The organism is Micromonospora sp. NPDC049051, assembly GCF_043197575.1.
Classification (GTDB): Bacteria; Actinomycetota; Actinomycetes; order Mycobacteriales; family Micromonosporaceae; genus Micromonospora.
This window is the reverse complement of sequence record NZ_JBICTL010000005.1, coordinates 408274-420645: the sequence shown is the minus strand read 5'-3', so window position 1 is coordinate 420645 and position 12372 is coordinate 408274. Positions and strand designations below refer to the sequence as shown.

At 73.7% G+C, this 12372-nt stretch carries 8 protein-coding genes; 5 read left to right on the top strand and 3 right to left on the bottom strand.

Features of this window, described 5'->3' with window-relative positions:
• Positions 1 to 90: 90 nt before the first annotated feature.
• Together ACGFIR_RS23100 and ACGFIR_RS23095 are read left to right on the top strand one after the other, a co-directional pair.
• Complete coding sequence (locus tag ACGFIR_RS23100) at positions 91 to 1038, top strand: ABC transporter ATP-binding protein (RefSeq protein WP_393147048.1); 948 nt, start codon at positions 91 to 93, stop codon at positions 1036 to 1038.
• Complete coding sequence (locus tag ACGFIR_RS23095) at positions 1035 to 1895, top strand: hypothetical protein (RefSeq protein WP_393147044.1); 861 nt, start codon at positions 1035 to 1037, stop codon at positions 1893 to 1895. The genes ACGFIR_RS23100 and ACGFIR_RS23095 overlap by 4 nt, the downstream gene beginning before the upstream one ends.
• 129 nt (positions 1896 to 2024) lie before the next feature.
• On the opposite strand, the gene leuS is transcribed toward ACGFIR_RS23095, so the two are convergent.
• A complete protein-coding gene (leuS, locus tag ACGFIR_RS23090) occupies positions 2025 to 4859 on the bottom strand; it encodes a leucine--tRNA ligase (RefSeq protein ID WP_393002195.1) in 2835 nt (944 codons plus the stop codon).
• A gap of 581 nt (positions 4860 to 5440) precedes the next feature.
• On the opposite strand from leuS, the gene ACGFIR_RS23085 reads away from it, so the two are divergent.
• The 3 genes from ACGFIR_RS23085 to ACGFIR_RS23075 are packed head-to-tail and all read left to right on the top strand — an operon-like array spanning position 5441 to position 10275.
• Positions 5441 to 6496, top strand: coding sequence for an AAA family ATPase (locus tag ACGFIR_RS23085; RefSeq protein WP_393002193.1), 1056 nt, complete (start codon positions 5441 to 5443; stop codon positions 6494 to 6496).
• A 1-nt stretch (position 6497) separates the two neighbouring features.
• Positions 6498 to 7796 (top strand): DUF58 domain-containing protein, encoded by a 1299-nt coding sequence (locus tag ACGFIR_RS23080; RefSeq protein ID WP_393147042.1) that lies wholly within the window; start codon positions 6498 to 6500, stop codon positions 7794 to 7796.
• A 16-nt stretch (positions 7797 to 7812) separates the two neighbouring features.
• Positions 7813 to 10275 (top strand): DUF3488 and DUF4129 domain-containing transglutaminase family protein, encoded by a 2463-nt coding sequence (locus tag ACGFIR_RS23075; protein ID WP_393147040.1) that lies wholly within the window; start codon positions 7813 to 7815, stop codon positions 10273 to 10275.
• Positions 10276 to 10594: 319 nt separating this feature from the next.
• On the opposite strand, the gene ACGFIR_RS23070 is transcribed toward ACGFIR_RS23075, so the two are convergent.
• The gene (locus tag ACGFIR_RS23070) at positions 10595 to 10990 is read right to left on the bottom strand and encodes a DUF3040 domain-containing protein (RefSeq protein ID WP_393002187.1); all 396 of its coding nucleotides are present in this window, start codon (positions 10988 to 10990) and stop codon (positions 10595 to 10597) included.
• A gap of 115 nt (positions 10991 to 11105) precedes the next feature.
• Positions 11106 to 12365 carry a DNA polymerase IV gene (locus ACGFIR_RS23065; RefSeq protein WP_393147038.1) on the bottom strand — a complete coding sequence of 420 codons (1260 nt, stop codon included), beginning with the start codon at positions 12363 to 12365 and terminating at the stop codon, positions 11106 to 11108.
• Positions 12366 to 12372 lie beyond the last annotated feature (7 nt).

Genomic DNA, 12372 nt, shown 5'->3' with positions numbered 1-12372 from the left:
GCGGGCGTACGCCCCGGGGCGGGTCACCTGCCGGCGGATGTGGCCGCCGGGGCGACGCCGTGCCGGGCGCCGCCCGGCACCGTGGACCACGTGATCGAACTGAACGCCCTGACGAGACGGTACGGCCCCAGGACGGCCGTCGACGACCTCACCCTGACCGTGCGCCCCGGCCACGTCACCGGGTTCCTGGGCCCCAACGGGGCCGGCAAGTCCACCACGCTGCGGATGATCCTCGGCCTCACCACACCCACCAGCGGGACGGCCACCGTGTGCGGGGTCCGGTTCGCCGACCGGCCGCGCGGGTTGCGCCACGCCGGCGCGCTGCTCGACGCCGGTGACGTGCACGGTGGACGTACCGCCCTCGCGCACCTGTCGGCGCTGGCCCGCAGCAACGGCATCGCGCGTGGCAGGGTCGACGAGGTGCTGCGCGAGGTCGGGCTGGCCAGTGCCGCGAAGCGGCGGATCGGCGGCTTCTCGCTCGGCATGCGCCAGCGGCTCGGCATCGCCGCCGCGCTGCTCGGCGACCCACCCGTGCTGCTCTTCGACGAGCCGTTCAACGGACTCGACCCGGAGGGGGTGCGCTGGGTACGGGACCTGTTCCGGCGGCTGGCCGCCGAGGGGCGCACGGTCTTCGTCTCCAGCCACCTGATGAGCGAGGTGGAGAACTGCGTCGACCGGCTCGTGGTGATCGGCCGGGGTCGGCTGATCGCCGAGCAGAGCCTGGCCGAGTTCGCCGCCCGTGGCACCCGGGCCACCGTCAGCGTCCGTACGCCCGACCCGGCGGGCCTGGCGGCCGCGCTGGAGGCCGACGGCGCGACGGTGGGGCGGGAGGACGACGGCACGCTCCTGGTCACCGGCCTGACAGCGGCCCGGGTCGGCGACCTCGCGCTCGCCCACCGGATCGCCCTGCACGGGCTCACCCACCGCACCGCCTCGCTGGAGGAGGCCTTCATGGAACTCACCGCCGACAGCGCCGAGTACTGCGGCGAGCCGGGCCCGCGCGCCGTGGCCGGCCTCGCTGGCGAGGAGACCCGATGAGCACCTTGACCAGGCCGATCCGCCGACCGGCCGACACCGAAGCCGACGCCCCGGCCCGCTTCCGCGACCTGCTGGCCGCCGAGTGGATCAAGCTGTGGTCGCTGCGCTCGACCCGCTGGACGCTCCCGCTGGTCTACCTCTTCGTCATCGCGGTCAGCGTGAACGCCAGCCTCGCCGACCACCGGAACTGGCCCACGTACCCCGAGGGGCGCCGGGAGATGTTCCACCTGTACGGGCCGGTGCGCGACGCCTTCCCCGAGGCCGGCTACCTGCTGCTGATCCTCGCCTCGGCCACGGTCGGTGCCCTGACGATCGTCGGCGAGCACCAGAGCGGGCTGATCCGGGCCACCTTCGCCGCCGTGCCCGCCCGCCGGGCGGTGGTCGCGGCGAAGGCAGCCGTGCTGGCCGGCGTCATGCTCGCCTTCGGCACGATGACCGCGGCCACCTCGTTCTGGGTGTCCCAGGCGATCCTCGCCGACCGGGGTGCCGGTTGGTCGATCGGTGAGCCCGGCGTGCTGCGCGCGGTCGTGGCGAGCGCCGTGCTGGTACCCGTGTGTGCGCTGGTTGGGATGGGCATGGGCGCGCTCACCAGGCACGCCGCCGCGGCCGTCTTCGCGGCCACGACGGTGCTCCTGCTCCTGCCGATGGTCGTCGATCGCGACGAGCACCGGTGGATCGCGGAGCTGTACGACACCCTGCCTCTCGTCGCCTGGCTGCGACTGATCGAGGTGTACTCCGACATCCTCAACCCGGTCCCGTACCCGCCCACGGTCACCGGCGCCTGGCTGACCTTCGCCGCCTGGTCCCTGGTCGCGGCGCTCACGGCGGTCACCCTGACCCACCGCCGCGACCCCTGACCCCCGGGCTGAGCCCCGTCGATCATGCAGTCGTGGTGCCCGGCTGATCCGGGTACGGGGGCTTCGTCCCCCACCACGACTGCATGATCGACGCGCAGGGCGCGGGAGGCGCGCAAGGCACGGCAGGGGTCAGGCCACCACCGAGACCATGCGGCCCTTGATGACGATGACCTTGCGGGGCTCCTTGCCGGCCAGGGAACCCGCGACCGCCTCCAGGGCCGCCGCGCGGACGGTCTCCTCGGACGCGTCGGCGGCCACCTCGACCCGGCCGCGTACCTTGCCGTTGATCTGCACCGGGTACGTGACCGTCTCCGCCACCAGCAGCGCCGGGTCGGCGGTCGGGAAGTCCGCGTACGTCAGGGAGGTGTCGTGTCCCAGCCGGCGCCACAGCTCCTCGGCGACGTGCGGGGCGAACGGCGCCAGCATCAGCACCAGCGGCTCGGCCACCTCGCGGGGGGTCTCCGCCAGCCGGGTCAGCCCGTTGGTCAGCTCGATCAGCTTGGCGATCGCGGTGTTGAACCGGATCGTCTCCATGTCGCCGCGGACCCCGTCGATCACCTTGTGCAGCAGCCGCCGCGTCGCCTCGTCGGCGGGGGCGTCGGTGACCCGCAGCGCGCCGGTCTGCTCGTCGACGACCGCCCGCCAGACCCGCTGCAGGAACCGGTACGACCCGACGACCGCCCGGGTCTCCCACGGGCGGGACACCTCCAGCGGGCCCATCGACATCTCGTAGACGCGGAACGTGTCCGCCCCGTACGCGGCGCACATCTCGTCGGGCGTGACCACGTTCTTCAGGGACTTGCCCATCTTGCCGTACTCGCGCTTGACCGCCGTGTCGCCCAGGTAGTAGCCGCCGTCGCGCTCGGTCACCTCCTCGGCCGGCACGTAGGCGCCCCGGGCGTCGGTGTAGGCGTACGCCTGGATGTAGCCCTGGTTGAACAGCTTGCGGAACGGCTCGAACGACGAGACGTGGCCCAGGTCGTACAGCACCTTGTGCCAGAACCGCGCGTACAGCAGGTGCAGCACGGCGTGCTCGGCGCCGCCGACGTACATGTCGGTGCCCCCGCAGTCGCCCTCGCCGCGCGGCCCCATCCAGTACGCCTCGTTCTCGGCGTCGACGAAGCGCTGCGAGTTCGTCGGGTCCAGGTAGCGCAGCTCGTACCAGCAGGAGCCGGCCCACTGCGGCATCACGTTCGTCTCGCGGGTGTAGCGCTTCGGTCCGTCGCCCAGGTCCAGCTCCACCTCGACCCAGTCGCGCCGGCGCGACAGCGGCGTCTCCGGGTCGCTGTCGGCGTCCTCGGGGTCGAACGTGCGCGGCGAGAAGTCGTCGACCTCGGGCAGCTCGACCGGCAGCATCTCCTCCGGCAGCGCGATCGCCGCGCCGGTCTCGTCGTACACGATGGGGAACGGCTCGCCCCAGTAGCGCTGCCGGGAGAACAGCCAGTCGCGCAGCCGGTAGGTGACCGCGCCGGTGCCGTGCCCGCCGGCCTCCAGCCACTCGATGATCCGGGCCTTGGCGTCGGCCACCCCCAGGCCGTTCAGGTCCAGGCCGCGCTCGGGCGCGGCGCTGTTGACCGCCGGACCGTCCCCGGTGTACGCCTTGCCGTCGAAGCCCTCCGCCGGCTGCACGGTACGCACGATCGGCAGCTCGAAGACCTCGGCGAAGGCCCAGTCCCGCTCGTCCTGGCCGGGCACCGCCATGATCGCGCCGGTGCCGTAGCCGGCCAGCACGTAGTCGGCGATGAAGACCGGGACCTGCCCGCCGGTGACCGGGTTGGTGGCGTACGCCCCGACGAAGACGCCCGTCTTCTCCTTCGTGTCGGCCTGCCGCTCGACGTCGGTCTTGGCCGCCGCCGCCTTGCGGTACGCCTCGACGGCCGCGCGCGGGTTGGCGTGCCCGCCGGTCCACGCGTCCCTCGTCCCGTCCGGCCAGGCGGCCGGCGTCAGCGCGTCGACCAGCTCGTGCTCGGGGGCCAGCACCATGTAGGTGGCGCCGAAGATCGTGTCGGGCCGCGTCGTGAACACCCGGATCGGCGCGACGCTGGTCGGGAAGTCGATGTGCGCGCCGGTGGAGCGACCGATCCAGTTGCGCTGCATCAGCTTGATCGGCTCGGGCCAGTCCAGCTTGTCCAGGTCGTCCAGCAGCCGGTCGCCGTACGCGGTGATCCGCATCATCCACTGCTTCAGGTTGCGCTTGAAGACCGGGAAGTTGCCCCGCTCGGAGCGGCCGTCGGCGGTGACCTCCTCGTTGGCCAGCACGGTGCCCAGCCCCGGGCACCAGTTGACCGGCGCCTGCGAGACGTACGCCAGCCGGTGGTCGTCGACGACGGCCCGGCGTTCGGCGACGGACAGCTCCGCCCACGGGCGGCCGTCGGGCGTCGGCCGGTTGCCGCCCTCGAACTCGGCGATCAGCTCGGCGATCGGGCGGGCCCGCTCCGCCTCGGTGTCGTACCAGGAGTTGAAGACCTGCAGGAAAATCCACTGCGTCCAGCGGTAGAAGTCGGTGTCGATGGTGGCCACCGAGCGGCGCTCGTCGTGGGCCAGGCCCAGCCGGCGCAGCTGCGCCTTGTAGCGCTCGATGTTGGCCACGGTCGTGGTGCGCGGGTGGGTGCCGGTCTGCACCGCGTACTGCTCGGCGGGCAGGCCGAACGCGTCGAAGCCCATCGCGTGCAGCACGTTGCGCCCCGCCATCCGCTGGTAGCGGGCGAAGCAGTCGGTGCCGATGTAGCCCAGGGGATGCCCGACGTGCAGGCCCGCGCCCGACGGGTACGGGAACATGTCCAGGACGTACAGCTTCTCCGCCCCCGCGCGCGGGTGGGCGGGGTCGGCCAGGGGACCGGTCGGGTTCGGGGCGTGGAACGTCCCCTCCCGCGCCCAGACGTCCTGCCAGCGCAGCTCGATCTCCTCGGCCAGGGCCGCGGTGTACCGGAACGGGGGAATGTCGGCCGGTGCTGCCTCACTCATGGCGTCTCCTCGCTTCGCTCGTCGCCGCCGGCCACGCCACGGCCGGGCTGGGTGCTGACCTCGCTCGGCGCGGTCATGTCGGTACGGCTCGGGTCTCTCCGCCGCCGGCGCCGCGCCGCCCGAGGGCCGGCGCCGGTGCCGGGGCCGACCGCCGGGGCGTCCGGCGAAGGGCACAAAAAAGCCCCTCGCGCAGGAGGGGCCGCCGTGCTGTCGCGCGTCAGCGCATCAGCACGGCCCGGTAAGAAGCAGGAAGAATCCGGCCATGACCGGGAGTGTACCCGCCGTCCGGTCGCACCCGCTGCCCGCCACCACTGGTCGGGACGGACGGACCCCGCACCGTACGCGTGCGGCAGCCCTTTGTGATCATGACCGGCACCCAGAGCGACCGCCGAATCCCCCGACCCGGCGAATATTCGGTGCGTAACCGACCGTCTACCTGCGGGGTTCGGCGACAGCGACAAACATGGTTAGCCTGAGAGACCAGTGAGATTTCTGCGGCAGAAGAGGCTCGGCGTCGCGAACCTTACGGCGGGTCCAGCTGCTCCATAGAGAGCTACCGTGCGGCGACGAGGAGGAGGCCCGTGACACAACAGACCTGGGACGAGGTGGGCGGCCTGTTGCCGCACGACGAGTTCCGCGCCGCCAGCGAAGCCATCGTGTCGAACATCGAGCAGGTCATCGAGGGTAAGTCCGCCACCGTGCGGCTCGCCCTGGCCGTCCTGCTCGCCGAGGGTCACCTGCTCATCGAGGACGTGCCGGGGGTCGGCAAAACCAAGCTGGCCAAGGCCATGGCCCGGTCGATCGACTGCTCCGTACGCCGCATCCAGTTCACCCCCGACCTGCTGCCCAGCGACGTCACGGGAGTCAGCGTCTACAACCAGGAGACGCACGACTTCGAGTTCCGCCCCGGCGCGGTCTTCGCCAACCTGGTCGTCGGCGACGAGATCAACCGCGCCTCCCCGAAGACGCAGTCCGCGCTGCTGGAGTGCATGGAGGAGCGCCAGGTCACCGTCGACGGCGTCACCTACCACCTGCAGACGCCGTTCATGGTCATCGCGACGCAGAACCCGATCGAGATGGAGGGCACCTATCCCCTCCCCGAGGCGCAGCGCGACCGGTTCACCGCCCGCATCGCCATGGGCTACCCGGACCCGAACGCCGAGCTTGCGATGCTCGACGGGCACGGCGCCACGGACCCGCTGGACGAGCTGCGCCCGGTCTCCGACGCCAACACGGTGCGGCAGCTGATCGGCCACGTCCGACAGGTGCACGTCGCCGACGCCGTCAAGCAGTACGCGATCGACCTGGTCACCGCCACCCGCGAGGCCCCCGACCTGCGCCTCGGCGCCTCTCCCCGGGCCACCCTCCAGCTGCTGCGCACCGCCCGCGCGGTGGCCGCGCTGGAGGGGCGCGACTACGTCCTCCCCGACGACCTGCAGGTGCTGGCCGTGCCGGTGCTCGCGCACCGGATCATCCCCACCGCCGACGCCCAGCTCGCCCGGCGCACGACCGACGCGATCGTCTCCGAGCTGGTGCACCGGCTGCCGCTGCCGCACGACCGCGGTCGCTCCCCGTACGACACCCGCCCCACGGGCGAGGGCAACGGCCGGACGCCGTACGAGCCGCGGAGGCGGTGACGTGCGCGACGGGCTGCGAGGGCTGACGACCCGCGGCCGTTCGTTCCTCGCGGCCGCGGTCGCGGCGGCGATCTCGGCCGGCATCCTCGGCGAGAAGGACCTGCTCCGGGTGGCCGTGCTGCTGGCCATCCTGCCGCTGCTCGCCGCGGTCTACGTCGGGCGCAGCCGCTACAAGCTGGCCTGCAGCCGCTCGCTGGACCCGCACCGGGTGCCCGTCGGGGCGAGCTCCCGGGTGGTGCTGCGGTTGCAGAACATGTCCCGGTTGCCCACCGGCACCCTGCTGCTGGAGGACCGGCTGCCGTACGCGCTGGGCAGCCGGCCCCGGGTGGTGCTGGAGCGGTTGGGCGCCCACCAGGCCAGCTCGGTGGCCTACACGGTGCGGGCCGACGTGCGGGGCCGCTACGAGGTGGGCCCGATGGTGGTCCGGATGACCGACCCGTTCGGGTTGTGCGAGCTGAGCCGCGCCTTCCCGAGCACCGATCATCTGACCGTCATCCCGCAGGTCACGCCCCTGCCCTCGGTGCGCCTGCCCGGCGAGTACGCCGGCAGCGGCGACAGCCGGGCCCGCTCGGTCGCGGTGCACGGCGAGGACGACGCCGCCACCCGGGAGTACCGGATGGGCGACGACCTGCGCCGGGTGCACTGGAAGTCCACCGCGCGCACCGGCGAGCTGATGGTGCGCCGGGAGGAACAGCCCTGGGAGAGCCGCGCCACCGTCGTGCTGGACACCCGCGCGTACGGCCACCGCGGCGACGGGCCGACGGCCTCGTTCGAGTGGGCGGTCTCCGCCGCGGCGAGCATCGCCGTGCACCTGCGGCAGGCCGGCTACAAGCTGCGGCTGGTGACCGGTTCCGGCGCCGACGTGGACGCCTCCGAGGCGACCGGCGACGGGGTGCTCCTCGACCACCTCGCGGAGGTCCGGCTCGACAAGGTCGGCGAGCTGAGCACGCTCGTGCAGCGGGTCCGGCAACGGTCGGACGGCGGCCTGATCATCGGCCTGTTCGGCTCGGTGAGCACGGCCGAGGCCGAACTGCTGGCCGGGCTGCGCGGCAACGGCGCCACCTGCGTCGGCTTCCTGCTCGACAGCTCCACCTGGCTCAACCTGCCGACCAGGGCCCGGGCCGAGGCCGACCACGCGCACGGCGCCGCCGCGCTGGCCATGTTGCAGAGCGGCTGGCGGGTCATCGGGGTCGACCACGGCACGCTGCTGCCCGCCCTGTGGCCGCAGGCGGCCCGCGGGTCGCAGGGCTTCGCGCTGCGGGCGGCGATGGCCGAGACGGTGGCCGGCGGCATGCGATGAACGGAAGGGGCTCCTCATGACCGCCCACCGGAACCTGGGCTTCGTGGCCGCCGCGGCCACGCTGCTCGCCGCCGCGCCGCTGTCGGCCATCTTCGAACGCTGGACGTGGCTGATCCAGTCGGCGATCGCGGTGGCCGTGGTCGCCGCCGTCGCCGCGCTGGCCCGGCTGGCGCGGGTGCCGCTGTGGGGCCAGGTGCTGGGCATGCTGGCCGGCCTGACGCTGGCCCTGGCCTGGCTCTTCCCCGGTGGCACCGAGCTGCTGGGTGTCGTGCCCACCCCGTCGACCTTCACGCACTTCGGCGAGCTGCTCGGCGGCTCGCTGGAGGACATGCGCTCCTACGGCGTCAAGGTGCCCGACACCGACCCGCTGCTGTTCGTCACGGTGCTCGGTGTCGGCGGGGTGGCCGTGGTGGTCGACGTGCTCTCCGTCGGGCTGCGCCGACCGGCGCTCGCCGGCCTGCCGATGCTGGCGATCTACTCGGTGCCCGTCGCGGTCTACGTCGACAGCGTCCCGGCGGTGCCGTTCGTCGTCGGCGCGGCCGGTTTCCTCTGGCTGCTGGTGACCGACAACGTCGACCGGGTCCGCCGGTTCGGCCGGCGGTTCACCGGCGACGGACGGGACGTCGACGTCTGGGAGGCGTCGCCGTTGGCCGCCGCCGGCCGGCGGTTGGCAGCGGTGGGCGTGGCGGTGGCCGTGGCGCTGCCGCTGGCCGTGCCGGGGATGACGGGCGGGCTGCTGGACACGCTGGGCGCCGGTTCGGGCAGCGGCAACGGCAACGGCCGCCCCGGGCAGGGCGGGACCGGCAGGATCGACCTGTTCGCGGCGTTGAGCGGGCAGCTCAACCAGTCCGAGGTCGCCGACCTGGTCAAGGTCACCACGAACGAGCCCAGCCCCTTCTACCTGCGCTTCGGGGTGGCCGACAAGCTCACCCCGAACGGCTTCCGGGAGGGCACCCCCACCGGCCGGTCCGTCGACGACCTGCCGGCGCCGTCGGCGCGGGGCGTCGAGCAGCGGACCTACCAGGCTACGGTCGAGGTGACGAAGAACCTCACCATGCCGCTGCTGCCCGTCTACACCGAGCCGGTGCGCACCGAGGGCCTGGGCGACAACTGGGCGTACGACCCGAGCATGCAGGTGGTCTTCTCCAACCGGGAGAACTCCCGCGACAAGCGCTACTCGTTCGACTACGTGCGCTCGTCGTACACGCCGGCGGCCCTGCGGCGCTCCGAGCCGCTGCCGGCCGACCACGCCGTACGGCGCCTGCACCCCACGCCGCCGCCGGTGCCCGAGGTGGAGGAGCTCGTGTCCACACTGGTGCGCGGCAAGGACACCGACTACGACAAGGTCCGCGCCATCTACGACCACTTCTCCGCCGACAACGGCTTCACCTACTCCCTGAGCACCAAGGGCGGCACCAGCGGGCAGGAGATCGTCGACTTCCTCGACAACAAGGTCGGCTTCTGCCAGCAGTACGCCGCCGCGATGACGTGGCTGGTCCGGGCCGCCGGCATCCCGGCGCGGGTGGCGTTCGGCTTCGCCAACGGCAGCAACTCCGCCAACGGCACGTACACGCTGACCAACCGGAACCTGCACGCGTGGACGGAGGTCTACTTCAACCAGGTCGGCTGGGTGCCCTTCGATCCCACCCCGGCGTACGGCGTGCAGGGCTACACCCGGTCGGCGTGGGCGCCGGACATCGACGCCCCGGAGGACGATTCGCCGGCCCCCGGCCCGTCGAGTGCTCCCGGCGACGCCGGCCCGTCGGGCGGCCCGGCAGGGCCCGACGGTCCCGAGGAGGACGTCGACTCCGGCCTGGCTCTCGACGGCGCGACTCCGACCGAGCAGCGCCCGGTCTGGCCCTGGTACGCCGCCGGCGCGGTGCTGGCCCTGCTCGCCCTGCTCGCCCTGCCGGCGCTGCGGCGCGCGGCCCTGCGCCGGCGGCGCCGTGGTGCGGCGACGCCCGCCGCGACGGCGGTGGGTGCCGAACCCGGTGACGCGCCTGCCGGCGGGCGGCGCATGGTGGTGCTGGCGGACGCGGAGCGGGCGCGGGCGGACGCGCACGCCGCCTGGGACGAACTGCTCGACACGCTGGTGGACTACCGGGTCCGGGTGGACCGCACGGAGACGCCCAGGGCGACCGCCGACCGGTTGTCCCGGGAGTCGCTCACCACCGACGGGGAGGCGACGACGGCGGTACGCCTGCTCGGCCGCGCCGAGGAGCGCGCCCGTTACGCCCGCGATCCGCTGACCGGCGAGCAACTCCTGCCGGCCCTACGCACCGTACGCGCCGCGCTGGCCGCGCAGTCCGACCGGCGTACCCGCCTGCTGGCGGCGGTGCTGCCGCCGTCGGTCCTGCTGCGCTGGCGCACGGGCACGGCCGAGGCGTCGTCGCGGCTGGTGGCGGCCGGCGGCCGGGCCCGGCACCGGTTGCTGCGCTGGAACCCGCGTCGCCTGCTGGCGGGCCGCCTGGCCCGCTGACCGACGGACGACCGGGCCGGTGGGGCGGCTGCCCCACCGGCCCGTCGCGTTCGTGGGGCCGGCGGGGTCGTTGAGCCGGCGGGGCCCAGCGCCGCGAGCGGCTCAGCCCAGGAGGCTCAGCCCAGGAGGCTCAGCGCGGAAGGCTCAGCGCGGGAGGCTCAGCGCAGCGAGCGGCTCAGGGCAGGATGCTCAGCGCGGCTCAGCCCAGGCCGGGGCATGCGGGCACGCACGCCCGGGGGCGTGCGGAATCGTCACGGGCCGCCGGGGCTACCCCGGCGGCCGTCTCGTCGTCGCGGCGCGCGTCAACGGTGGATGGGGCTCAGCGGTGCCCCTCCGGACGCTGCCGCCACCGGTCCTCCATCCGGTCCAGCAGCGAGGGCCGGCGACCCGACCGGCCGCGGGGGCGACGACGGCTCGTCGTCCCGCCCACGACGTGCAGGTCCGGTGACTGCGCCCGACGGTGCGACTGCACCGCGAACGCGGCCGAGGCCAGCATGACGACGAAACCCGCCACTGCCAGCGGCGGAGTCTTGATCACCGCGCCGTAGACCAGCAGGGCCAGCCCAGCGATCATCACGCCGGCAGCGACGAGCAGGCGACGCCGCGCGTGGAAGCGCGGATCGCTGGCGCGCACGGCCGAGGCGAATTTGGGGTCCTCGGCAAGCGACCGCTCGATCTGCTCGAACAGCCGCTGCTCGTGCTCCGAGAGCGGCACGGCACTCCTCCCCGGTCACGTTGGTCGGCCCGGTCGGGCCGACAGACCGTGGCAGCCAACCGGCTGCTTACCCGCAAGTCTACGAGGGCCCCCGCGCGTCGGAAAGCGGGACGACCTACGGCCGGGGAGGATTTTCATTTCGTCGGTCCTCGCGGGCCGCCAGCAGACTGGCCGGACCTATGACGGAGCGCCCGAAACGGGCAGCCGCGGCGTCGGCGGCGGCCTCCGCCTCCCGCCAGCCCCGCTCGGGCGCACCGAGGGTGAGCTGGCGCGGGGTCTCCCGCGCGGTCGCGAGCCCCTCGACCCGTACGCCGACCAGCCGGACGGGCTCACCCGGGTCGAGAGCGGTGTAGAGCGCCCAGACGGTGTCGAATATCTCCCTGGCGACGTCGGTCGGCACGCCCGCCGTGCGGGAGCGGCTGACGGTGCGGAAGTCGGCCAGCCGCACCTTGAGCGACACTGTCCGCCCGACCTGACCTGCCCGGCGCAGCCGGACGCCGACCTTCTCGGCGAGCGCGAGCAGCGCCCGGCGGATCTCCAGCGGGTCGCTGACGTCGACGTCGAAGGTCACCTCGGCGCCGATCGACTTCTCCGCGTGCTCGGGGCTGACCCGGCGCGGGTCGCGGCCCCAGGCGAGCTCGTGCAGGTGCGCGGCGGACGCCTCGCCGAGCGCCTTGCGCAGCATGCCGATCGGCGCCTCGGCGAGATCCCCGATGGTGGCCAGGCCCAGCCGCCGCAGCGTCTCGGTGGAGCGCTCCCCCACCCCCCACAGCGCCGACACCGGCAGTGGGTGCAGGAAGTCGAGCACCCGGGCGGCCGGTACGACGAGCAGGCCGTCGGGCTTGGCCCGGGTCGAGCCGAGCTTGGCCACGAACTTGCTCGGGGCGACGCCGACCGAACAGGTCAGCCCCTGCTCGTCGGCGACCCGCTCGCGGATGCGGCGGGCGATGGCGGCCGGCGGGCCGAAGAGCCGCCGCGCTCCGGCCACGTCGAGGAACGCCTCGTCCAGGGAGAGCGGCTCGACCAGCGGGGTGACGTCGCGGAAGATCTGCATGACCGCGGCGGAGGCCGCCGAGTACTGCGTGAAGTCCGGCGGCAGGTAGACCGCGTGCGGGCAGAGGGCCCGGGCCCGGGCGGTGGGCATGGCGCTGCGTACGCCGTAGCGCCGGGCCTCGTAGCTGGCGGAGCTGACCACCCCGCGCGGGCCGACCCCGCCGACCACGACGGGACGACCGCGCAGCTCCGGCCGGCGTCGAACCTCGACCGAGGCGAAGAAGGCGTCCATGTCGACGTGCAGGATCGGGCAGCCGGAGTCGTCGGCGTCCGACCCGAACCGGGGATCGCCGCCCCGGGGCAACGACTGGCTGCGACCCATCCCCGCA